The sequence below is a fragment of the Candidatus Symbiopectobacterium sp. NZEC151 genome (assembly GCF_025962655.1).
Classification (GTDB): domain Bacteria; phylum Pseudomonadota; class Gammaproteobacteria; order Enterobacterales; family Enterobacteriaceae; genus Symbiopectobacterium.
Genome location: NZ_JAGFPE010000003.1, coordinates 195,566 through 219,375, shown reverse-complemented (window position 1 = coordinate 219,375; position 23,810 = coordinate 195,566). Strand labels below are relative to the sequence as shown.

General features: G+C 54.6%; 22 protein-coding genes. 12 read left to right on the top strand and 10 right to left on the bottom strand.

All coding sequences use genetic code 11. From position 1 onward, the window contains the following. A complete protein-coding gene (gene cptA, locus J5067_RS11765) occupies positions 1-1,719 on the top strand; it encodes a phosphoethanolamine transferase CptA (protein WP_264644063.1) in 1,719 nt (572 codons plus the stop codon). Between the two features lie 57 nt (positions 1,720-1,776). Here the strand turns inward: cptA and J5067_RS11760 are convergent, their stop codons facing one another. The 3 genes from J5067_RS11760 to J5067_RS11750 form a co-directional block, all read right to left on the bottom strand. Next, positions 1,777-2,808, bottom strand: a complete 1,032-nt coding sequence (locus tag J5067_RS11760; RefSeq protein WP_264644064.1) for a luciferase-like monooxygenase — start codon at positions 2,806-2,808, stop codon at positions 1,777-1,779. 97 nt (positions 2,809-2,905) lie between these two features. After that, positions 2,906-3,784, bottom strand: coding sequence for a U32 family peptidase (locus tag J5067_RS11755; protein WP_264644065.1), 879 nt, complete (start codon positions 3,782-3,784; stop codon positions 2,906-2,908). A gap of 25 nt (positions 3,785-3,809) precedes the next feature. Continuing rightward, complete coding sequence (locus J5067_RS11750; RefSeq protein ID WP_264644066.1) at positions 3,810-4,805, bottom strand: peptidase U32 family protein; 996 nt, start codon at positions 4,803-4,805, stop codon at positions 3,810-3,812. 368 nt (positions 4,806-5,173) lie between these two features. On the opposite strand from J5067_RS11750, the gene J5067_RS11745 reads away from it, so the two are divergent. Further along, on the top strand, positions 5,174-5,698 hold the full coding sequence (locus J5067_RS11745) for an SCP2 domain-containing protein (RefSeq protein ID WP_264644067.1): 525 nt from the start codon (positions 5,174-5,176) through the stop codon (positions 5,696-5,698). Next, a complete protein-coding gene (locus tag J5067_RS11740; RefSeq protein ID WP_264644068.1) occupies positions 5,692-6,201 on the top strand; it encodes a GNAT family N-acetyltransferase in 510 nt (169 codons plus the stop codon). The genes J5067_RS11745 and J5067_RS11740 overlap by 7 nt, the downstream gene beginning before the upstream one ends. Positions 6,202-6,405: 204 nt before the next feature. On the opposite strand, the gene J5067_RS11735 is transcribed toward J5067_RS11740, so the two are convergent. After that, complete coding sequence (locus J5067_RS11735) at positions 6,406-6,708, bottom strand: GIY-YIG nuclease family protein (protein WP_264644370.1); 303 nt, start codon at positions 6,706-6,708, stop codon at positions 6,406-6,408. Positions 6,709-6,998: 290 nt separating this feature from the next. Here J5067_RS11735 and J5067_RS11730 point away from each other — a divergent pair, with 290 nt between their 5' ends. From J5067_RS11730 to deoD, 5 genes are all read left to right on the top strand, one after another. After that, entirely contained in the window at positions 6,999-8,525 is a 1,527-nt protein-coding gene (locus J5067_RS11730; protein ID WP_264651189.1) for a methyl-accepting chemotaxis protein, read from the top strand. A gap of 235 nt (positions 8,526-8,760) precedes the next feature. Next, positions 8,761-9,540: a deoxyribose-phosphate aldolase gene (gene deoC / locus J5067_RS11725; protein ID WP_264651188.1), complete on the top strand. Its 780-nt coding sequence runs from the start codon at positions 8,761-8,763 to the stop codon at positions 9,538-9,540. Between the two features lie 48 nt (positions 9,541-9,588). Further along, positions 9,589-10,923: a thymidine phosphorylase gene (gene deoA, locus J5067_RS11720; protein ID WP_264644071.1), complete on the top strand. Its 1,335-nt coding sequence runs from the start codon at positions 9,589-9,591 to the stop codon at positions 10,921-10,923. 67 nt (positions 10,924-10,990) lie between these two features. After that, positions 10,991-12,214, top strand: coding sequence for a phosphopentomutase (deoB, locus tag J5067_RS11715; protein ID WP_264644072.1), 1,224 nt, complete (start codon positions 10,991-10,993; stop codon positions 12,212-12,214). A gap of 50 nt (positions 12,215-12,264) precedes the next feature. Next, a complete protein-coding gene (gene deoD / locus J5067_RS11710) occupies positions 12,265-12,984 on the top strand; it encodes a purine-nucleoside phosphorylase (protein WP_264651187.1) in 720 nt (239 codons plus the stop codon). A 90-nt stretch (positions 12,985-13,074) separates the two neighbouring features. On the opposite strand, the gene J5067_RS11705 is transcribed toward deoD, so the two are convergent. Both J5067_RS11705 and fhuF read right to left on the bottom strand, forming a co-directional pair. Beyond that, on the bottom strand, positions 13,075-13,554 hold the full coding sequence (locus J5067_RS11705; protein ID WP_264644074.1) for a discoidin domain-containing protein: 480 nt from the start codon (positions 13,552-13,554) through the stop codon (positions 13,075-13,077). A 134-nt stretch (positions 13,555-13,688) separates the two neighbouring features. Further along, positions 13,689-14,435 carry a siderophore-iron reductase FhuF gene (gene fhuF / locus J5067_RS11700; RefSeq protein WP_264651186.1) on the bottom strand — a complete coding sequence of 249 codons (747 nt, stop codon included), beginning with the start codon at positions 14,433-14,435 and terminating at the stop codon, positions 13,689-13,691. Positions 14,436-14,500: 65 nt separating this feature from the next. Here fhuF and fhuD point away from each other — a divergent pair, with 65 nt between their 5' ends. The 3 genes from fhuD (at position 14,501) to J5067_RS11685 (ending at position 19,754) form a co-directional block, all read left to right on the top strand. Further along, positions 14,501-15,421, top strand: a complete 921-nt coding sequence (fhuD, locus tag J5067_RS11695; RefSeq protein ID WP_264651185.1) for a Fe(3+)-hydroxamate ABC transporter substrate-binding protein FhuD — start codon at positions 14,501-14,503, stop codon at positions 15,419-15,421. Next, entirely contained in the window at positions 15,418-17,382 is a 1,965-nt protein-coding gene (gene fhuB, locus J5067_RS11690; protein WP_264651184.1) for a Fe(3+)-hydroxamate ABC transporter permease FhuB, read from the top strand. The genes fhuD and fhuB overlap by 4 nt, the downstream gene beginning before the upstream one ends. Positions 17,383-17,483: 101 nt before the next feature. Next, positions 17,484-19,754, top strand: coding sequence for a TonB-dependent siderophore receptor (locus J5067_RS11685; protein WP_264651183.1), 2,271 nt, complete (start codon positions 17,484-17,486; stop codon positions 19,752-19,754). A gap of 49 nt (positions 19,755-19,803) precedes the next feature. Here the strand turns inward: J5067_RS11685 and rimI are convergent, their stop codons facing one another. From rimI to J5067_RS11670, 3 genes are all read right to left on the bottom strand, one after another. Beyond that, positions 19,804-20,244: a ribosomal protein S18-alanine N-acetyltransferase gene (gene rimI / locus J5067_RS11680; RefSeq protein ID WP_264651182.1), complete on the bottom strand. Its 441-nt coding sequence runs from the start codon at positions 20,242-20,244 to the stop codon at positions 19,804-19,806. Between the two features lie 15 nt (positions 20,245-20,259). Further along, positions 20,260-20,676 carry a DNA polymerase III subunit psi gene (locus tag J5067_RS11675; RefSeq protein WP_264644080.1) on the bottom strand — a complete coding sequence of 139 codons (417 nt, stop codon included), beginning with the start codon at positions 20,674-20,676 and terminating at the stop codon, positions 20,260-20,262. A 162-nt stretch (positions 20,677-20,838) separates the two neighbouring features. After that, the gene (locus tag J5067_RS11670; RefSeq protein WP_264628895.1) at positions 20,839-21,384 is read right to left on the bottom strand and encodes a chorismate mutase; all 546 of its coding nucleotides are present in this window, start codon (positions 21,382-21,384) and stop codon (positions 20,839-20,841) included. 243 nt (positions 21,385-21,627) lie between these two features. Here J5067_RS11670 and rsmC point away from each other — a divergent pair, with 243 nt between their 5' ends. Next, complete coding sequence (gene rsmC / locus J5067_RS11665) at positions 21,628-22,674, top strand: 16S rRNA (guanine(1207)-N(2))-methyltransferase RsmC (RefSeq protein WP_264651181.1); 1,047 nt, start codon at positions 21,628-21,630, stop codon at positions 22,672-22,674. Positions 22,675-22,742: 68 nt separating this feature from the next. Here the strand turns inward: rsmC and J5067_RS11660 are convergent, their stop codons facing one another. After that, positions 22,743-23,741 carry an aldo/keto reductase gene (locus J5067_RS11660; RefSeq protein ID WP_264651180.1) on the bottom strand — a complete coding sequence of 333 codons (999 nt, stop codon included), beginning with the start codon at positions 23,739-23,741 and terminating at the stop codon, positions 22,743-22,745. Positions 23,742-23,810: the final 69 nt, after the last annotated feature.

Here is a 23,810-nt window from a genome sequence, read left to right as displayed (position 1 = left end):
ATGTCTGAACTCTTTGTTAAAGAACGCTTTAGTTGGCGTTCGCTCGGATGGCTTTTGCTCTATTTTTGGTTTTTCTCCTGCGCACTTCAGCTTGTCATCGTTCTGACCGGTCACAGCGGCACCACGGGGCTACGTGATTCGTTACTTTACAGTTTGTTATGGCTGATCCCCGTTTTTGTTTTCCCTGCCAGAACCAAAATCATCAGCAGCGTACTGGGTATCCTGTTATGGGCTACCTCTTTGATCGCACTGGGTTACTACTCGATATACAAACAAGAGTTCTCACAGAGCGTCATGTTTGTGATGTTCGAGTCTAATAGCAAAGAAGCTGGTGAATATGTAAGCCAATATTTCAGTCTGAAAGTTTTGGCTATATTGATTTTTTATACGCTGATAGTCGGATTCCTGTGGCGTAAAGTGCGCCCGGTTTACCTGCCGTTAAAATATAAAGTCACGGTGTGTACCTTAATTGCCGTGGTGCTGTTTGGTGTCCCCCTTTATAAAAAAATGCACAACGAGGGAGAAACGCTGGCAGAAGCCAGTGGCTATCTGGCAAGCCGTATGTCGACCACCGCACCGTGGCAGTATATTGCCGGTTATGTTGAGTACCGCCAGCAATTAGAAAGCATGACGGAAATGCTCAAGCAGAATGCGGCATTGCCCCCTCTGGCAAACCTGAAAGATGCTAATGGCGATACGCCGCGCACGTTGGTGTTGGTGATCGGTGAATCAACCACCAGCAGTCGCATGAGCCTGTACGGCTATGGTCGTCAGACCACGCCGCGTCTGGATGCACTGCGTAAAAGCGATCCCAATCTGGTGGTGTTCAACGATGTGGTGACTTCACGCCCCTACACCATTGAAATCTTGCAGCAGGCACTGACGTTTGCCGATGAGCAGCAGCCGGATCTCTATCTGACCAAGCCCTCGCTGATGAACATGATGAAACAGGCCGGATACAAAACGTTCTGGATCACCAATCAGCAGACAATGACCAAACGGAATACGTTGCTGACAGTATTCTCTCAGCAGACTGACGAACAGTTCTATATGAACAATCAGCGCACTCAAAGCGCGCGTCAGTACGATGACGTGGTGTTCGCGCCGTTTGAAAAGGTGCTGACCGATCCCGCAGAGAAGAAGTTTATTGTGGTGCACCTGCTAGGCACTCACATGAAATACAAATTCCGTTATCCAGAAGATGCAACCAAATTTGTCGGGCGCGAAGGGATTCCTGACGGTGTGAGCGACAGCGATGTCGAAGTCTATAACGATTACGACAATGCCGAGCTGTACAACGATTACGTGGTTGAAACGCTGATCCGCACCTTTGAAAAAACGCAGCCGAATGGTTTCCTGCTCTACTTCTCGGATCACGGTGAAGACGTTTACGAGACGCCGCCGCACACCGTGCTCGGACGCGATGAGTCTGCACCGACGCGTACCATGTACACGGTGCCGTTCATTCTCTGGAATTCGCCACAGTGGCAGAAAGATCACCCGATCGACTATGCCCCTTACGTAGACCGGAAATACAGCAATGCGCATCTACTGCATACCTGGTCAACGCTGGCGGGACTCAGCTACGATCTTCAGGAGCCCGGAAAAAGCCTGGTCAGCCCTGCGTTTCGTCAATCAGAGCGTTGGATAGGCGATCCCTACAGTAAGAAAGGGCTGCGAACTTTTGATAGCTTGCCTTACACCGCAGGCGGAAAATAATCCTCAGGCCGTCACTGTGGTGGAGAGGGGATTCCCTCTCCACCAGACGGAATGGCGCTAGCCGATCACCGCCTGACGTATCTGCATGATCCGCTCGAAAGAGTCTTTTCGCGCTTGATGATCAAAAATCTGTCCGTTGATCATGATCTCATCTGCTTTTGTCTCTCGCAGCAGGCTACGCAAGCCGTGCTGCACTTTACTGTTGTCACCCACGATCGCCAAACGCAGCGCTTGATCCACGCCAAACTGTTCGGCTGGAGACCAGAGTGATTCCATATCTTGCACTGGCGCGGGCAGCGGTCCGGGTTGTCCGCGACGTAAATTCAGAAACTGCTGTTGGACCGAAGTGAACAAGAAACGCGCATCGCGTTCACTTTCAGCCGCAATGACATTCACGCACACCATGGCATAGGGCTTGTTCAGCGTAGCAGAGGGTTTGAATTTCTCCCGGTACAGCGCCATCGCCTGAAGCAACATATCCGGGGCGAAATGCGCGGCGAAGGCGAACGGTAAACCCAATGCCGCCGCTAACTGCGCGCTGTAGAGACTGGAGCCCAACAGCCAGAGAGGCACCTGCAAGCCTTGGCCCGGCACGGCGCGCACCGCTTGGTCTGGCTGAGCATCGGAAAAATAGCGTTGTAATTCCTGTACATCGCGGGGGAAATCGTCGATTTCCGCATTCTGGTGGCGACGCAGGGCCATCATGGTGCGTTGATCGGTGCCCGGCGCACGTCCCAGACCCAAATCGATACGTCCGGGGTAGAGTGATTCCAGCGTGCCGAACTGCTCGGCGATCACCAGCGGGGAGTGGTTTGGCAGCATGACGCCACCGGATCCTAGCCGGATACGCTCTGTGCCGGACGCAAGATAGCCGATCAGCACCGAGGTTGCGGCGCTGGCAATACCGGTCATGTTGTGATGTTCGGCTAACCAATAACGGTGGTAGCCCCATTTTTCCGCGTGCTGCGCCAGATCGAGCGAGTGATGAAACGCGTCTCTCGGCGTTGCCCCTTGTGGGATCGGCGCTAAATCCAAAACGGAAAATGGGATATCGTGAGAAAACAGGGCGGTTTGATTATTCGTTGACATTGCGGCAGGCTCACTGTGTTTTTTTCACAGTATTGCGCACGTTCGCACATTTTTATATTCAAAACGGGCGATCGGGCGGCGAGCCGCCCGTCGCCTATCAGGACACCAATTCCAGACCGGCAACGCGTCGCCAGTAGCCGTTACAATCGGCATCTTGCGTCAGGGCCAGTGGTGCCTGCCCGCGCTCGTTAGCCCGAAAGTTATCGACCAGAGCCAGTGTATCCAGCGATTGCGGTGACAGGCGGACGATATCTACCAGGCCTTTCATCGATGCCAGTTCGTTGCCGAGGTTATAGCAATAGCCGCTCATGGTCTGGATACCGTTGAGCACAAACACCTGTTGGTTTTCCTGCGACAGCATGGCGCGTCCCTGCGGGTACTTGATGCAGCAGGTTTCGCACTCATCCTTGGCGCGGTTTTCTGAGCGAGCGGTGAAACAGCGCGCCGAATAAGCCAGCGGTAAGTGTCCGTAGCCCAGCACTTCTACCTCGAACTGATGGCGAAAACCGAGCGCATCGCATTGGTCGAGCAGATCGCTCAGCCAGTCGCGGGAAAGCTCTACCGGCATGCACCAGCGCATCATCCCTTGCTTATGCAACAGGCGCAGCGTGTGGGCGTTGTAGCAGTTGAGCGCATGACCCGCGACAAACGGTAAATGGCGGTCCGCCGCCATGTTCACCGCGCCGAGATCGTTGGCTTCCAGCAGGAACTCGCCGTTCTCCACATAGCGTTTCAATTCGCTCAGTTCTGAAGGGGCCTGAATCAACGCCAACGAGGACAAAACGATCTGCTTGCCGCTGGCAGCGAGCTGTTTCGCCAGATCGAGCCAGTCGCCCACTTTGATGGCGCGTCGCTTGCTGCACACCGTTTCACCCAGATAGATAATATCGGCGCTGCTCTGGCTGGCTGCCTGATAAAAGGCTTCCACATCCGTTTTTTGCCAATAGTAGAGGATGGCACCTAACGCATATTTCATAGTGTTCTCTTCTCTCACCTGCCGCTTATTGCCATTTACGGTGGTACGCACCCAGCGTGGTTTGCGTGCCTTCCGCCACTGCTCCGAGCGCTGACATCCACTCCGCACTCGGGGTGAAAGTGCTGGGGGAGGCGAGGCAACGGTCAATGGCTTGTCGCCAGACGCGGGTGATTTGGCTGACGTAGGCCGGGCTGCGCTGGCGTCCTTCGATTTTTACCGAGGCAATATTGGCTGCCAGCAGGTCCGGCAGTAACTCCAGCGTATTCAGGCTAGTGGGTTCTTCCAGGGCGTGGTAACGCTCACCGCCAACCAGATAGCGACCTTTGCACAGCGTAGGATAACCGGCATTTTCATCGTCCTGATATCTGTCGATCAGGACATTGTTCAAGCGCGATTCCATCCCTTTTTCGGTTTGCTGCCAGCGCACAAAACGGGCGGGCGAACAGGCACCTACGGTATTGGGGGATTCCCCGGTCAGGTAGGAGGAGAGGTAACAGCGGCCTTCTGCCATGATGCACAGGCTGCCGAAGGCAAACACTTCCAGCGGCACCGGGCTGGTACGCGCCAATTGTTTGACCTGATGGATCGACAACACGCGAGGCAGTACGATGCGGTGAACCGCAAAATGGCGCTGATAAAAACGAATTGCCTCTTCGTTAGTCGCAGATGCTTGTACAGAGACGTGCCGTTCAATATGCGGATAGCGCTCTGCGGCATACTCAAGCATGGCAAGGTCGGCCAGGATCAGCGCATCGGCACCCATGTTGGCAGCCATATCGACAGCGCGCTCCCAGCGTTGATAGCCGTTTGGGTGGGCGAAGGTATTGATAGCGATATGCAATTTGCGCTGATGGCGATGCACATAATCGCTCGCCTCCTGCAACTTCTTGTCCGTGAAGTTCAACCCGGCAAAGTGGCGGGCGTTGGTATCGTCTTTTAGCCCGATGTAAACAGCGTCGGCACCGTTATCAATTGCCGCTTTCAGTGCGGGCAGGTTCCCTGCGGGACACAGTAATTCCATACGGGTTTCCTCATTCATCAGGTTGCCTGATGTCATGTCAGGGCTGATGCAGGACGGGGACATGCGGAAAATGAGAATATCAACGCATAACCCTTCTTTAACGTTAGGGAATCTTAATTAACCCGCTGGTGCAGGACTTTGATTTAGGCCAGCTTATCGTGTAATGAATAGGGATTGCTTGCAGCATTACCGAGATTTCCGTGCATAATAATGAAATTATTGACCCGGTATCGCGTCTGCTTTACCGGGCTGTGGCAAAATAGCGTGATGAGAAAAGCAGCGCCTGCGGTACGCATGGCCTGAGCGGACTATGCGTTCAGCGGGTGAGTAGCTTGCATTGAACGGTTTGCTTTATAAGGGGTACGTCAGTGTTGGAAAAACTACGGGCACAGATTGTGCGTCAAGGTCCGGGCTTGTTAGGTAAGCCTCTGAAGTTTACCCCATTTGCCCTACAGCGGCAGGTGTTGGAACGGGTGCTGCGCTGGCAGTTTCAACAGGCGCTGGATGAAGGCGAGCTGTCATTTCTGACAGAACGCTGGCTGAAAGTGGAAGTCCGCGATGTCGGGCTGACCTGGTTCGTTACCTTGCGAGACGATCGTCTGGTGGTGAGTCAGCATGAAGTGGAAGATGTCAGCTTCAGCGCGGAAGCCAACGATCTGGTGCTGATCGCTGCGCGCCGTGAAGATCCCGATACGCTGTTTTTCCAGCGTCGCTTGCGTATTGAAGGCGATACCGAGTTGGGTCTGTACGTTAAAAACCTGATGGATTCTATCGATCTGGATGCCATGCCAGCGCCGTTGCGTATTGGCCTGCTGCGTTTGGCCGATTTTATTGAGGCGGGATTACACGAGGGCGCGATGCACGCTGACGATCGCGCACCCACCACATGTTAGTACGGGTGGAAATTCCGGTAGATGCAGCGGGTATTGATGCGTTGCTGCGTCGTGCGTTTCCCACCTCGGCAGAGGCTGAGCTGGTTCATCAACTGCGGGAAGACGGGCTGTTAACGCTTGGCGTTGTCGCGACGGATGACGAAGGCGTGGTGATGGGATACGTTGCTTTTAGCCCGGTAACCATCGCAGAGGAAGACCGGCAGTGGGTCGCTTTGGGGCCGCTGGCGGTGGATGAAACGCTGCGCCGTCAAGGGTGGGGGGAAAAACTGGTTTACGAAGGGCTGGATGCGTTAAACGAGTTTGGCTACACCGCCGTGGTGGTGCTCGGCTCTCCCGCTTATTATGCCCGTTTTGGCTTTGTGCCTGCCCGGGAGCAGCAGTTATGTTGCCGCTGGCCCGATAGCGACGATGCCTTCCAGATGTACCCGCTTTCCGATAACCATTTTGAAGGCGTGAGTGGCACTGTGGATTACGCCGCGCCCTTCCAACTTTTTATACCTTAAATAATTCGAGTTGCAGGAAGGCGGCAAATGAGTGACAAATCTGTCTGGAACAGATTTGAACAGCGCTTGCGCTGGCCCGCAGGGTGAATCTCAGGGATGAGATTCATTAATCCCGATGAGCTTACTCAAGTAAGTGATTCGGGTGAGTGAGTGCAGCCAACACACCTGCAACTTGAAGTATGACGGGTATATCCCCTGAGCGCTTCAGGGGATATCAAGGCGTATATAGTCAGAGAGCGCCGTAGGCTGGTCGCGTACCAGCCTCTCTTTTTGCTGCTTGCTCAGCTGCTTCAGGCGGTATTCCAAGCGTAACGCCGTGGTGTGATCCCCCACGTCACAGTGATACACCAGCGTCAGTTCGCCTTTTCCTCGCAGTGCCTTTGCGCCTTTTCCACCCTGATGCTGTGCCACTCTGCGCGTTACATCGCGTGTGATGCCGGTATAAAGCGCGCCGTTAGCGGTGCGCAGCATATAGAGTTGCCACTGGGGGCGTGAGGCGTCTGTCATGGTTAAGGAGGCATCTTTATCAGTCATGATAATGGCAGTGTAGCCCGAAGCGATGAATTCAAAAAACCTTATATTTTCTAGGTCTTTGATGTAACGATAACTTTACTTACATTGATAATATAACGATATGCGCTTCCTTTTTAGTATGAACAGCCCCCTTTTGAAATGGCATAAGAAGTAAATATATCTCATTGGGTCTTTCATCGTTTTTAAAATTTTTTTTGAGAGGACATGAATACTTTAATCTAAGGATCGATATGCTGATAAATCTTCTATCCAGGGATTTTTCTATGAGCATTAAATTAAAATTGATTTCAGTCATGACGTTGATGGCATTGCTACTGGGTGTCGTCACGGTAATAGGACTGTCGGGTATTAATAACGTTAATCAGTCGATGAAAACCCTGTATAACGACAGGTTGGTTGCTTTGGGGTATCTGGCTAACGTCACTCGCCAGACGGACAGCGTGATGTTTGAAATTGCCAGCGTTGATCTGGCTCAGCCAGATAACCTCAGCAATGCGCTCAGCCAGATTGAGAATGCACTTAAATCCTATAACCAACAGTGGACGCTCTACAGCAATACCTATCTGACTGGCGAAGAGAAAACGCTGTTTGAAAAATATGCAGTATTACGTGAAGCCTATCATCAGAACGTTATTATTCCTGCTATCAATGCCATAAAGAACAATGACAAAGATAAGTTGGAAGATATTATTAATCATTCGCTTAAAAAAGAGTATTTGCCGCTGCAACGGGTTATCGACCAGCTTATCAAGCTCCAGTCTGACGTCGGCAGTACACTGTATTCTGAATCTCAAAATGATTTTAGTCGGATATTATCCATCGTAGTGATGATATTTTTAGCTGGGGTGTTGATTGTGGCGCTTTCCGGCTGGCGATTGATTATGTCGATTGCGGTTCCTATCAAACATGCGGTGGAATTGGCAAGGAAAGTCGCGAATGGCGATCTTACCCATCAGGTAGCGATCACGTCGCGTGATGAAATGGGGCAGCTTCAGACAGCATTACAAGAGATGATGCTGAACCTGACCGGCATCGTTGAACGCGTTCACCGCAATGCCGATATCATTGCCACGGCATCCGGCCAGATTAGCAGCGGTAATATCGATCTCTCCTCTCGCACCGAGCAACAGGCCAGCTCTTTGGAAGAGACGGCCGCTTCAATGGAGCAAATCACATCGTCGGTGACGTTGAATGCGACCAATGCGGCACATGCCAGCCAACTGGCGGTTTCCGCCTCTCAGCAGGCCGTCAAGGGAGGGGACATGATGGTGGATGTGACCGCCGCGATGGAACTGATGGTGGCCTCATCAGAGAAAATCACCAGCATCATTAACGTTATCGAAGGTATCTCTTTTCAAACCAATATTCTGGCACTTAACGCCGCGGTAGAAGCGGCGAGAGCCGGTGAACAAGGGCGTGGTTTTGCCGTGGTGGCCGGAGAGGTGCGCTCGCTGGCACAGCGCAGCGCCAGTGCGGCTAAAGAGATTAATGAGCTCATCAACGCCTCGGTTGAACAAGTGAGCCAAGGCCGCCATGTCGTCAGGAATGCAGGTAACGCCATTCAAGAGGTGGTGACGGAGATTAAGCAAGTGGCCTCACTGGTGACCGAAATCTCCACCGCCAGCCACGAACAAAGTTTAGGGATTGGGCAAATCAATACGGCGATTTCACAAATGGAGACGGTCACACAGCAGAACGCCGCATTGGTGAATGAATCCGCTGCTGCGGCGAGTTCACTGGCAGAGCGTGCCGAAGAGCTCAGTATGGCCGTCGGCGCATTCCGTATCTGATTGTCATCACGCGAAACACATGGATGTGTTTCTCTCCAACCCGTCACAATATCCTCGCCGCTTAGGTTGATAGCCTACGGCACGTCGCTATCTCTCCTCCCGTCTTATACTGATAGAGCAGCATGGTGGAAGGGTGACCCTCACCGCATTAATGTTGTTTAAATTACATTAAAATTGTTTTTTGTTATTATTCTCACAATAAAGCGTGAAAAACCATAACATACAGGATATTGCTATGACTGACTTAACTGCTGTAGCGCAACGTGCGCTGGGGCTAATGGATTTGACCACTCTGAACGACGACGACACACCAGCGCGGGTGGTCGCACTCTGTCAGCAGGCGCGTAGCGCGGCAGGAAACACGGCCGCCATCTGTATTTATCCCCGTTTTATCCCTCTGGCGCGTAAAACCCTGCGTGAGCAGGGCACGCCAGAGATCCGCATTGCGACCGTAACCAACTTCCCCGAGGGCGGTGATGATATCGATATCGCCTGCGCGGAAACCCTGGCGGCGATAGCCTACGGTGCCGATGAAGTGGACGTGGTGTTTCCCTATCGCGCATTAATGGCCGGTGATGCGGAAACCGGCCATACGCTGGTGGCTGCCTGCCACACGCTGTGCCAGAAGGCTGGCGTGGTGCTGAAAGTGATTATTGAAAGCGGCGAGTTGAAAACCGATGCCTTGATTCGTCAGGCGAGTGAAATTGCCATCGACGCCGGTGCCGATTTTATTAAAACCTCCACGGGGAAGGTGGCGGTTAACGCCACGCCGCACAGCGCTGAAATCATGCTGCAAACCCTCCGTGATAAAAACGTCGGCGACCGCGTGGGCTTCAAAGCCGCAGGCGGTGTGCGCACCGCACAGGATGCAGCGATTTACCTGAAACTGGCTGATGACATCATGGGCGAAGGCTGGGCCGATGCCCGCCACTTCCGCTTTGGCGCATCCGGCCTGCTAGGCGATCTCCTTACTACGTTGGGGCAGAAGGGGGCTCCCTCGTCGTCGGGCTATTGATTATTGGTGGCGTGGTGCATAACGGCAGTTTGATCGGGAGGCATGGCTGTGTTTCTGACTCAGGAAATCATTCGTAACAAGCGTGATGGCAAGACGCTGAGCGAAGATGAAATTCGTTTTTTCATCAATGGGATATGCGATAACAGCGTCTCAGAGGGGCAGATCGCCGCGCTGGCGATGGCTATCTGTTTTCGCGATATGACCATGGATGAACGCGTGGCGCTGACGCTGGCGATGCGCGATTCGGGCAGTCGATTACACTGGGGCGATCTCAACCTGAATGGTCCACTGGTGGATAAGCACTCGACGGGCGGCGTCGGCGATGTTACCTCCCTGATGCTGGGGCCGATGGTGGCGGCGTGCGGCGGCTATGTGCCGATGATATCCGGGCGCGGTTTGGGCCACACGGGCGGAACGCTGGACAAGCTGGAGTCGATTCCTGGCCTCAACATCTTCCCCGAAGACGAGCAGTTCCGCGACATCATCCGTCAGGTCGGCGTAGCGATCATCGGGCAAACCCGCTCTCTGGCACCTGCCGATAAGCGTTTTTACGCCACGCGTGATATCACCGCGACGGTCGACTCTATCCCATTGATCACCGCCTCAATACTGTGTAAAAAGCTGGCGGAAGGGCTGGATGCGTTGGTGATGGATGTCAAAGTGGGATCGGGTGCCTTTATGCCCACTTACGCGCTGTCGGAACAGCTGGCCCAATCCATCGTCAGCGTGGCAAACCGGGCGGGGTGCCGCACCACGGCGCTGTTAACCGACATGAATCAGGTGCTGGCGTCGAGTGCCGGTAATGCGTTGGAAGTCCGTGAAGCTGTTCGGTTTTTAACGGGTGAGCACCGTAATTCCCGGCTGTATGATGTTACCATGTCGCTTTGCATTGAGATGTTGCTGGCAGGCCGTCTGGCAGAAAACCCTGATGTGGCGCGCCAGCGTCTGCAAGCTGTGCTGGATAATGGACGTGCCGCTGAAGTATTTGGTCGTATGGTGGCAGCACAGGGCGGACCAACGGATTTTGTCGAGCAGATGGACGCTTATTTACCGGTAGCCGTGCTCAGTAAACCGGTGTTTGCCGCCCGCAGCGGTGTCGTTACCGCGATGGACACCCGGGCGCTCGGCATGGCGGTGGTCGCGTTAGGCGGCGGGCGTCGTCAGGCGGGGGACACTATCGATCACAGCGTCGGGTTGGATGCCGTGGTCAGCCTGGGCGATAGCGTGGATGCAGAGCGTCCTCTGGCAGTGATTCATGCCAACAGTGAAGCCGCATGGCAAGAGGCGGCGCAGGCGGTTCGAGCCGCCATCAGCATGGGTGATGAACCGCCAATAGCAATGCCGATGATTTATCGCTGTATCGGTGCCGATCAGGCTGATTAACACCGAGTCACCGGCTTGGGCAACGGCGAGCAACGCAAACGCCGCTTACGAAAGATGAGAGAAAACAATGAAACGTGCATTTATTATGGTTCTGGATTCATTCGGCATCGGCAGCAGCGCAGATGCGGCGCGTTTTGGCGATGCCGGTTCCGATACCCTTGGTCACATTGCGCAAGCCTGCGCCGAGGGTAAGGCCAATCAAGGCCGCAATGGGCCGCTTAACCTGCCGAATTTAACCCGTTTGGGGCTGGGCAAGGCGGCGGAAGCCTCTACCGGGCATTTCCCTGCGGGGTTGGATGCGCAAGCCGACATCATCGGTGCGTATGCGCACGCCAGTGAAATTTCCTCCGGTAAAGACACGCCGTCGGGCCACTGGGAACTGGCCGGGGTACCGGTGTTGTTCGATTGGGGCTATTTCAGCGATCATGAAAACAGCTTCCCGCAGCCACTGCTGGATTTGCTGGTGGAACGCGCCAACCTGCCGGGTTATCTGGGCAATTGCCACTCTTCCGGCACCGTTATCCTCGAGCAACTGGGCGAAGAGCACATGAAAACCGGGAAGCCGATTTTCTATACCTCGGCCGATTCTGTGTTCCAAATCGCCTGTCACGAAGAGACTTTCGGGCTGGACCGGTTGTATGAGCTGTGCGAAATCGCGCGCGAGGCGCTTACCGATGGGGGCTACAACATTGGGCGTGTTATCGCTCGCCCCTTTATTGGTGACAAGCCGGAAAATTTCCAGCGCACTGGCAACCGTCACGATTTGGCCGTCGAACCGCCTGCACCTACCGTACTGAAAAAACTGGTGGATGAAAAAGACGGGCAGGTGGTTTCCGTGGGCAAGATTGCCGATATCTATGCCCAGGTAGGGATCACTAAAAAGGTCAAAGCGACCGGTATTGATGCGTTGTTTGATGCCACGCTGAAAGAGATGGACGCCGCAGGCGACGATACCATTGTCTTTACCAATTTCGTTGATTTTGACTCTTCCTATGGTCACCGACGTGATGTTGCGGGCTACGCAGCGGCGCTGGAACTGTTCGATCGCCGCCTGCCGGAGATGCTGGAGCGGGTCAAACAGGGCGATATTCTGATCCTGACCGCCGATCACGGATGCGATCCTACCTGGCCGGGCACCGATCACACTCGTGAACATGTGCCGGTATTGATTTATGGGCCGACGGTGACGCCGGGTTCACGCGGGCACCGCACCACGTTTGCCGATGTCGGGCAAACCGTAGCGCACTATTTTGGCGTGTCCGACATGGACTACGGCACCTCGATGCTGTGATCGCCGGTACTTACTGAATTCACACGACGTACTCTATAAGGAATCAAAGAATGGCAACGCCACATATCAATGCGGAAAAAGGGGATTTTGCCGATGTTGTACTTATGCCGGGCGACCCGCTGCGTGCGAAGTACATTGCCGAAACCTTTTTGGAAAATGCCCGTGAAGTCAATAATGTGCGCGGCATGCTGGGCTACACCGGCAGCTACAAAGGGCGCGCGATTTCGGTGATGGGGCACGGTATGGGTATTCCGTCCTGCTCTATCTACACCAAAGAACTGATCACCGAATATGATGTGAAAACCATTATCCGCGTTGGCTCCTGCGGTGCGGTACGCGAGGACGTGAAGCTGTATGACGTGGTGATTGGTATGGGTGCCTGTACGGATTCAAAAGTAAACCGTCTGCGCTTTAAAGATCATGACTTTGCCGCCATCGCCGATTTTGCACTGGTGCGTAACGCGGTTGATGCGGCTCAGGATAAAGGCATCACCGTTCGGGTAGGCAACCTGTTTTCTGCTGACCTGTTCTACACGCCAGATCCACAGATGTTCGACGTGATGGAAAAATACGGCATTCTCGGCGTAGAGATGGAAGCGGCGGGGATTTATGGCGTTGCGGCCGAATTTGGTGCCAAGGCGCTGGCCATTTGCACCGTCTCTGACCATATTCGCACCGGTGAACAGACCACGTCGCACGAACGCCAAACCGCGTTTAACGACATGATCACTATTGCGCTGGAGTCAGTGCTGTTGGGCGATCGCCGCTAGTCTGGCCTGTATGCATTTATAAAAAAGCCCCGTCAAAATATTTGCCGGGGCTTTTTCTTATCAGCACCACAGGGTTAGGACAACACGGACTTATTTAATGGCCCGGCTAGGGACTTGTGCCGCGCTGTTAAATGTCACTTCGTTGATGGCACTCCATTTATTGGTATCGGTGCCAAACGTATCCAGCTTGATAAAACGCGCGTTGATAGCCGGGAAGGTGAATTTCTCACCGTCTTTGGCATCGTTAGAGGTGACCAGATTATCAGCCAGTTTGGTCCAGCTCTTACCATCGGCGGAATAGGATACAGAGAACTTCAGCTTGCGCTCTTCCGCTTTGAACGGCACCAAGACAAAGTTTTCAATGGATTGTGCCTTATCGAGTTCCAACTGCACCCAACCTTCACCGTTTACCGCCCAGCGCGTTTTGTTGTTGCCATCAGCAATGTTGGCCGGGGTATGGCCCTTATCGGCGTCATAGCCGGAAGCGGTAACATTGGTGACTTGCGCGGCGGTAGCAGAGAGTGAGAACAGCCCGAACACACAGGCAGTGACCAGAGCGTATTTTTTCATTTTTTTACCTCATTCACAGGGATAACGGAACGCAGTTCCATTGCGTTAATGTGAAATGAGAGTATGAAAAAAAAGAAATGCTATTTCAGTTAGCCGCGTCGCGTTATTGCGATTAGTGCAGCAGCAAAATGTTGTCACACCTTCACGCGCGTTGCGCGCTTGCTGTTTTCTGCGCGCAGACGCGGACAACTCGGGCATAGCGCCCCGCCTTCCAGACGATAAATCAGGCAGCAATGTCGCCGCTCCTTTTTTTGCTCACCGGAGGGAAGGGTACGTAAACGAATCGGTTGATATAGGCGATTTTTTTCGCCATTGGCCAGCTCTGCTCTATCGAGTAAATCTGCGGCGTGCTGCACATCAACGCCCTCTTGTGCCGCCAGATTCATTCCCTGGTAAAAACGCACCCCAGCATTATTCCAAAACAGTGTTGCACTCAGCCCGGAGAGCGCGGAGAGCTGTTGGCATACGGGAGCGATGTGTTCATCAATCAGCGGTAAAAAAGCCTGCCACTGGCGATCCGCAACCGGACTGCCGAGCGAGGAGAGGACAAAACGCTGTGGCGTACCTTGTTCACTCTGCACATAAGCAATGTCCGCCAAACGGTAAGGGAGTTGCCACTGATAGCGCAGGTGTACGTAGACCCAGGGGGCAACCAGTAACGCAAAATACCACTGCGACCATCGGGACATCAGGTAGGGAATCGCCTGCTCTGGCTGCCCTTGGGTCAGCGTGTGCAGCCATGATGGAACTTCCGCTGTTAGCGGCGCTTGCAGCAGCGTAGTGGGAAAGAGCGTGGCGCCGTCAGGCGCAGAGAGCGAAAAACGCGTTTCTATCGCGCGTCTGATTTCGGCATGTTGTGGTTCTAGGCCATGGCTATTCACACCGACTCCGCTGGTGGGCATTGGCAACAGAAGGAGGATTTTGCATAATACGACGCAAAATTGGAATGATAATAATTACTTTTCTCATGATTGGCTTATCGGGTACCTTTTCTCGCCGTCATTTATTGAAACTGGCCGCGCTCTCTCCCTGGTTCACGTCGGGCTTTGTCTCGGCGTCTGATCCTATTGTCAGTCTCGATCGGATTATTGCGCTGGAGTGGCGGCCGGTGGAGCTGTTGATGGCGCTCGGCATTACGCCGCTTGCCGTGGCGGAGAAGGGTAATTATCACCGCTGGGTGGTTGAGCCTGCGTTGTCTGACCGTGTGATTGATGTCGGGCTGCGCAATGAACCCAACATGGAGTTGTTGCAACGCCTCAACCCCTCTCTGTTTCTGGTGTCACAGGGCTTTGGGCCCGATATTGAACCTCTGACCCGTTTGGCACCGTGCTTCGCTTCGGGTTTCCGCGATGCACAGCATCAACCGCTTGATGCAGCCCGGCGCGATCTGCTTTTGCTCGGCCAGCGGTTGAACCTGACACGTATTGCCGAGCAGCATCTGCTCGAGTTTGATCGTGAACTGGACACCCTGGCACAACGTCTTCGTGCTTATTCGCCCCGTCCTTTGCTGCTGTTCTCACTGCTTGATAGCCGCCGTGCGCTGGTTATGGGCAATAACAGCTTGTTTAACAACGTGCTCACTCGGCTCGGTTTAACCAATGCCTGGCAGGAAGAAACCAACTTTTGGGGGAGCGCCGTGGTGGGCATTGAGCGTCTGGTGCGTTATGAAGAGGTGCAGGCACTGTTCTTTGTTCAGGGCGATACCGCACTGCTGGATGCGGTGTCCCAGTCAGCGCTGTGGCGCATGATGCCCTTTGTTCGGGACAATCGCTGGCAGACCTTGCCTGCGGTCTGGTTTTATGGCGCCACGTTCTCGGCGTTACGCTTTGCGCGGCTTCTGGCGCAGGCATTGGAGCCGAAGGCATGAGAACCTTTGGCCTGCTGTGGTTATCTGCGTTGGCGTTGGTGGCGATTGGGCTGACTGGCGTGAATTTTAGTCAACTGGTACCGGCACCTCTTTGGTGGCACAGCGTATGGAGCCCGGACGGGCAAGATGCTAGCCAGATGCTGTTTCATTTCAGTCTGCTACCACGGACCGTGCTGTCTCTGCTGGTCGGTGCCTCGCTGGGGCTGGTTGGCGTCTTGTTTCAGCAAATTTTACGTAACCCGCTGGCGGAGCCTGCGACGCTCGGCGTTTCCGCCGGGGCGCAATTAGGGTTGGCACTGGCAACGCTGTGGGCGTTGCCAGGAGGGGAAACCACGCGACAGTTAGCCACTATCGTCGGGGCTGTAGGGGCGGGTGCCATTGTGTTTGGTGTGGCATCAGGACGGCGCATGTCGCCCATTACCCTGATCCTCGCCGGATTGGTGGTGGGGCTGTATTGCGGTGCGGTGAAAAGCTTACTGACGCTGTTTAACCATGAACGCTTGCAAAGCCTGTTCCTGTGGGGCAGCGGTATGCTCAATCAGTATGACTGGAGCGCCGTTTCGTTCCTCTGGCCCCGCATGCTGATCGGCCTGGTTATCGTGTTGCTCATGATCCGTCCGTTGGCGATGCTGGCATTGGACGACACCGTTATCCGCAGTCTGGGGGTAAACCTGACGGTGGCGCGTATTGCCGGGTTGGGTATTGCCATGGTACTCAGCGCCATGCTGGTTAGCGTAGCGGGTGTGATCGGATTTATTGGTCTGTTTGCTCCGCTACTGGCACGCATGTTGGGTGCCAGAAGGTTAGGACCGCAGCTTGCGTTGGCGATGCTGGTGGGGGCACTGCTGCTGGCGATCAGCGATCAATGTATTATCCTGCTCGCGCGCTACTGGCGCGAGGTGCCGACGGGGGTTGCGACCGCGCTGGTGGGCGCGCCGGTCATGCTGTGGTTACTGCCACACCTGCGCCATGTGAATGTGCCTGCGGTGGACACCGTTCGCCAATCCGTGCGTGAACGTGCGCTGAGCACGCCGCTGTTGGCCCTTTACGCTGCGTTGCTGCTGCTTCTGTTGCTGATCGCGCTGGGCAGCGGGCAGGATCAAAACGGCTGGTACTGGTCGTTGCATGAGATGTGGCAATGGCGCTGGCCGCGCGTGGTTGCTGCGCTTTCGGCCGGTGCGATGCTTGCTGTCGCGGGAACCTTGATGCAGAAGCTGACCGGGAATCCAATGGCCAGCCCGGAAGTCTTGGGGGTTACCTCGGGCGCTGCTTTTGGCGTGGTTCTGCTGCTGTTACTGGTTCCGGGGGATGTGTCATCGTGGCGTTGGCTGGCCGGCAGTGCTGGCGCGGGTGGCACGCTGCTGCTGATCATGCTGCTGGCAAACCGTGGCGGTTATTCTTCCAGCCGCCTTTTGCTGGTGGGGATTGCCTTGAGCACCGTATTTTCTACCCTGCTGACCTTTATTCTGGCGAGTGGCGATCCGCGCACCGGATCGCTATTAGCCTGGCTGGCCGGTTCAACCTATAAGGTCAGCCCGCAGCAGGCGTACATTTCGGCGCTTATTGCGCTGGTATTGCTGAGCGCCACCCCGCTGATTCGCCGTTGGATTGCCATCATGCCGTTGGGCGCAAGCGTGGCCCAGTCCGTTGGGGTTGCACTGCGTCCTGCGCGTATGCTGATTTTACTGCTGGCGGCAGGATTGGTTGCCACCGCGACATTGGTGATCGGTCCGCTGAGTTTTGTTGGCCTGATGGCCCCCCATCTTGCCCGTTTTCTCGGGTTTCGCCGCGCATTGCAACAGATCGTTATCGCTTCGCTGCTGGGCGGCATGCTGATGCTGATTGCCGATTGGCTGGGGCGCGTATTGATTTTTCCTTATCAAATTCCCGCCGGTCTGTTAGCGACATTCATAGGGGCTCCGTATTTTATCCTGCTGTTACGTCGGCAACATTCTGCCTGAGTGCGGAAAGTAAACCGTATCGCCGCTTGCATTTGTAAATCGAATTCGCATAATTGCGAAGCAGAATAATAATGATTTACATTTGCAATTAAGGGATAAAAATGACAGCGTTAATTCATATAGCACGCAAGCCAACCCGGCTTGCGGTGCTCATCGGGGCGTTTTGTGGCACGATAGCATTGCCGATTTTGGCGCAGAGCACCTCCTCAGTGGCTGCAAGCGCAGCAGCTCAACCGACCTCTCCTGGCGAGAGCGCAAACAGCAAAGATACCATGACGGTGATTGCCAAACCGGAAGATAACTTCCGTGCCGGTGGCGATCAGTTGGTGCCTGCTTATCTGGATGGACAGATCGCCAACGGCGGACGCGTCGGCTTCCTCGGTCAGCAAAACGCGCGCGATGTGCCGTTCAACGTCGTCAGCTATACCAGCAGAATGATTGAATCACAGCAGGCGCAAACCCTGGGCGATGTGGTCAAGAATGATGCTTCGGTGCAAAGCGTACGCGGCTACGGCAACTTTGCCGAAGCCTACCGTATTCGCGGCTTTAAACTGGACGGTGATGATATCACCATGGGCGGCCTGTTTGGCTTGATGCCGCGTCAGATTGTTTCCACCAATATGATTGACCGGGTTGAGATCCTGAAAGGGTCCAACGCGTTTCTTAACGGTGTTTCCGCCGGTGGCAGCGGCGTGGGCGGTGCGGTGAATGTCGAGCCCAAACACGCTGATGATGTGCCGCTAACGCGCGCCACGGTCGACTACACCTCTTCCTCACAGGTTGGGGGCGCGCTCGATATCGGGCGACGTTTTGGTGACGATAACCGCTTTGGGGTACGTGTTAACCTGCTGCACCGGGAAGGAGAAGCCGCGATTGACGATCAGCGCGAGCGGGTTTCATTGGCCGCTGTCGGGCTGGATTATCGTGGCGATCGTTTCCGTTCCTCGCTGGATGCGGGCTACCAGCACCAGTATCTGCACGGTGGCCGTCTGGGAATTAACACCTCGCTTGGCGGGCTGCAAGCGATTCCAGAGCCGCCAACCAATTCTCACAACTACAGCCAGCGCTGGGTCTATACCGATATGAAATCCCGCTTCGGGATGCTGCGCGGCGAGTACGATCTGGATAATCGTTGGACGCTCTATTCTGGCCTTGGCCTAAGCAACACCGAAGAGATAGGCAATTACAGCACGCCGAAATTGACACTGGCCGGTGACGGTAGCGCTACGCTCGGGCGTTTAAGCACGGCGTATATCGCTCAGAACACCGCCTCGTTGGCGGGTATTCGCGGTAATTTTGATACCGGTCCGGTCAAGCACGAAGTCAACCTGGGTTATTCGGGTATCCATACCAAGACCAAAGTGGCGTTCACCATGTCTAAATATGACTACGCCACGAATATCTATAATACCCCGGTGGTGGATTTCCCTGCGACTACTAGCAGTAAAGGCGATATGGATTCACCGAAAATACGCAATCGCATGCAAAACTGGGGACTGGCACTGTCTGATACGCTCTCGATATTAGATGACAGCGTGCGCTTTACCGCAGGGTTGCGCCGTCAGGAGATCCTAGTGCGCAATTATGAATACTCGGGTATTGAGAGCGGCACCGGGGGACGTTTCGACCGCACCAAGATAAGCCCGGTGTTAGGCGTGGTGGTAAAACCGTGGGAACACGTTTCACTCTATGCCAACCATATTGAGGCATTGCAGCCGGGCACGAAAGCCCCGACGACGAGCGGAGTGTTAAACGCGGGACAGATTTCAGGCATCTACGTTGCTAAGCAAAATGAAGTTGGGGTTAAATTTGATTATCAGCGCGTAGGTGGCTCGCTGGCGGTTTACGAGATCAAACGGCCAAACGGTGCTCTCAAAGATATCGATGAGAATACAAAACTCTACGGCCTGAACGGCGAGCAGCGTAATCGCGGCGTGGAACTGAATGTGTTTGGTGAGCCGATGTACGGTCTGCGCCTCAACGGCAGCGCTACCTGGCTGGATGCCACGCTGACCAAAACCCACAAAGGTGCCAACGACGGCAATGATGTGGTGGGTACACCCGGCTACCAACTGGTGTTTGGCAGTGAATATGATATCCCTTCGGTGGAAGGCTTGACGCTGTCTGGCACCGTGTTGCGTTACGGTTCACAGTACGCCAACGAAGCCAATACGTTAAAACTGAAGCCGTGGACGCGGTTGGATCTGGGCGTGCGCTACAGTACGCCACTCAACGATCATACGCTGATATGGCGTGCCAACGTCGAGAACGTCACCAACGAAAAATATTGGGCATCGGTGGATGATAGCGGAACATACGTGACACAGGGCGATCCGCGCTCGCTGAAACTTTCGGTATCCGTGGATTTCTAATACTGACCGCGCCTGTTGTCAGGGTTAACTGGCGCAGGCGCGTTATGGTTTACAGCGGCAATGCCATGATCACCGCATCTTCGCGCCCGTTAGCTGCCGGGTAGTAGTTGCGCCGCAGCGACACTTCGTTAAACCCTAACTGTTCATACAGCGCGATGGCGTTGGCGTTGGATGCGCGAACCTCTAGCCACAGCGTGGTAATGTCGCGCGCCTCCAGCGTTTCAATCAACTGTTCCAGCAGATGCCGACCGTGGCCTTGCCGTTGGTGTGAGGGATGGACGGCAATATTGAACAACGTCGCTTCATCCAGCACCACCTGGGTAATAGCAAACGCCACCAGCGTGTCGTCGAGCGTTAATTTCAGGTTCAGGTAGCGTTCACCCTGATTACTGGTAAAGGTGCTTTCCGTCCACGGAAAAGCGTGGCTAGCCTTTTCAATGGCAAAGGCGGCAGGCAAATCGTGGGCCGTGAGGGGAGAAATAACGTGCATGATAAACAACCTGAATTAATGGGCCTCTGAGGCTGCCAGCAAGGGAAGATGTTCACTGATTTGTTGCCACAGGGCGCGTTTGGCGCTGGGGTTGGCATACAACTCGTCCAGCGTCGGGCTACTCAATTGCACACCCGTCCATGCGGGCGGCACATCAACTCCCAGGCACCAGGTATGACAATGTGTCGAGGCGGGCAGCATGGCAATCTGTTCCGGCGTGAGCGGATACACCTGTTCCGGGCGCAGTGACAAACTGTGCAGCACATCACCAATCAAGGGGTCATGGGAGGCAGGGAGCGGGGCGGCGACAATCACCAGACGCGTTTGTGTCGGCAGGGTAACGGCAATTTCGCCCTGCAACACCGTGGGGCGACGTAACGTCCACTGCGTAATCCCCATCTGTTGTAAAAGCCAATCGCGTCTTGGTGCCATAATTTCCAATGCTCTGTTCGCCATGATAGCCGCGCTATGCTAACAAACCTGATACGGATGCGCCAATAAAGTGAACCGCAGCAGCGTTTTCCCCTTCAATAGCGCTAATGGCCAATACCGTATTTTTCAAACCTATCGCAGTGGAAAATAAAAGCCCTTACGTTAGGGGCTCTTCAAGGTGATTTGTTGCAATGAGTACCATATGCGCGCTTTGTCGCTCTCCTTTAAGTTAGCCTGGTCAAGCACACGGAGAAAGGCGGTTTTGTTGGTGAATCGTTCGCCTTGGAGCAGGGTTGCATTAATACAAGAGAGAATGTCGGTGTTCAACCCGCTTATTTTTGATCTGACCTGTGGTAGTGGATCCGGTCGCCAGTTACTTTCTGCAACAGACAGCCAGTCAGCGCGATAACGATATTGGATGGCTTTAGCGGCATCCATTTGCGCCTGAATAAACGGTTTTACTGACTCGCCGTGCAAGCCCAGCTTTTCTGCCACCGCGACTGAATTGGCCAACACGTTGACTTCCTGCGGCACGTCTTCAATGGCAAGGTGTTTTTCTGCTTTATATCCCGCCACATCCTTCATGTAAGACAAACGCTGGTTAATCAATGAGGCCAGATCGCCGCATTGGGTGGGCGAGGCCAGTGCGGTTTCAGAAAAAAACAGTCCGGCCAAAAGTAGCGATCCTGCTGACACTTTACTAAACATTTAACGTCACCTTTTGCTGTAAGGGGGATATATGTCTTCGATGCAGACTCCAACGCTGGGAATAATAGCGGGTTAGCAAAACGCGTTGATAAACGCTGGCTTAATAGAGAGCGATATCCTGTACCAGCGCGTCACCTTCAAGGCTGGCGACTGAACTGTGTTTGCATTGTTGCCTTTTGCGCCCCTGCAACCGGGATAATTTAGGGTATAATCGCCGTTCTATTTTTGAGGAGCGAACACCTGATGTCAGCATTAACCCCCGCCAGTGAAGTGATACTGCGCCACAGTGACGAATTTATTTCACGCCGCGTGCTGTTTGCCGGCGACATTCAAGACACGTTACCAGCGCAGTTTGACGCGGCGGAGGTGCACGTGCATCTCACGCAATATCACCATTGGCTGCCGCTGAACAAAACCATGGGCGATAACGCGCAGTTTGGCTTGCTGGTGGATGCTGAGCAGGTGGCTGCCTGCGATACCCTGATTTACTACTGGCCGAAGAGCAAACAGGAAGCGCAGTTCCAGCTCGCCGACCTGCTGTCGCATCTTGCCGTGGGCAGCGAGATTTTTGTGGTGGGTGAGAACCGCAGCGGTGTGCGCAGCGCGGAAGGCATCCTTGAAGGCTTTGCCACCATGACTAAAATTGACAGCGCGCGACGCTGTGGGCTTTATCATGGTCAATTAGAGGCTGCCGCTGAGTTTAACCTCGATGACTGGAAAGACAGTTACTACGTTGAGGATGTGCCGGTTGCGACCTTGCCCGGCGTCTTTAGCCGTGATGGTCTCGATGTCGGCAGTGCGCTGCTGTTATCCACCTTCGCGCCGCACATGAAAGGCAAGGTGCTGGATATCGCCAGCGGCAGTGGTGTGGTGGCGGCGGTGTTGGCAAAACAGTCGCCCAAACTGCGTTTGACGCTGAGCGATGTCAATGCGGCGGCGTTGCTGACCAGCCGTGCCACGCTTGCGTTAAACGAATTGGAAGGTGATGTGATTGCCAGCGATGTCTATTCGGATATCGCCGGGCGTTTTGACCTGATCGTTTCCAACCCACCGTTTCATGATGGTTTGCAAACCAGCCTGAGTGCGGCCGATCGTCTGATTCGCGAAGCGCCCAAGCATTTGAATATCGGCGGACAGTTACGCATTGTCGCTAACGCCTTCCTGCCGTATCCGGCCTTGCTGGATGCCACTTTCGGTAATCACGAAGTGCTGGCGCAAACCGGACGCTTCAAGGTGTATCAGGCCACATTAACGCGCGCCAGCAAGCATGCCAAACCGGCTGCGCGCTAACCGTGTACGGGCCTCAGTGATACTCAGAGGCCCGCAATTTTGCTACTGGTATTGAGTGTTACGCGCTGTTAGCGGAGATTGTTAATGGTAGCCATGCTCTCCGTGCCGTAACGATCGCCCGCGGCGGCCGCGAACGGGAAGATGGCTTCAATCGCTGCCAGTTCTTCTTGGGTTAGCTGAACATCCAGCGCAGCGATATTCTCTTCCAGATAGCGGCGGCGTTTGGTGCCCGGAATCGGCACGATATCATCACCCTGCGCCAACACCCATGCCAGCGCCAACTGCGAAGGGGTGACGCCTTTCACCTGCGCCAGTTTTTCTACCTGCTCAACCAGCGCCAGGTTTTTGGCAAAGTTGTCCCCCATAAAGCGCGGGTTGCTGCGGCGGAAATCGTCCGGTGCCAAATCTTCCGGGCTGCGTAACGTACCGCTCAGAAAGCCACGCCCAAGCGGGCTATAGGGCACAAAACCAATGCCCAACCGACGACACGCCGGGAGGATCTCCGCTTCCACATCGCGCGTCCAGAGCGAATATTCCGTTTGCAGTGCGGTAATCGGGTGTTCGCGGTGCGCTCGCTCCAGCAACGAAACCGGCGCTTCACTTAATCCGATATAGCGGATCTTGCCTGCGCTGACCAAATCGCTCAATGCACCGACGGTCTCTTCAATCGGTACGCTCGGATCGACGCGGTGCTGATAGTAAAGGTCGATCTCATCCACGCCGAGACGCTTCAGGCTGCCTTCGACCGCCTGACGCACGTAATCCGGGCGACCACAGACACCGCGAGCATGCGGGTTGCTCGGATCGCGCATTATCCCGAATTTGGTGGCAAGCACCACCTGTTGACGTTTGCCTTTGATGGCGCGCCCGACCAACGCTTCATTGGTGTGCGGGCCGTACATATCGGCGGTATCCAGCAGGGTAACGCCCAGTTCCAGTGCGCGGTGCAGCGTGGCGATCGCCTCTTTTTCATCCTGCGCGGTCGAGTAAAAATCACTCATGCCCATGCAGCCAAGCCCGATGCTGGAAACCAGCGGTCCCGTTTTGCCAAGTTGACGTTGTTGCATTGTGTGTTCTCCCTCGCTCGTAAGATGGATGCAGTGTGATTGTTCAGGGAATAAAGATAAATGGCGGAT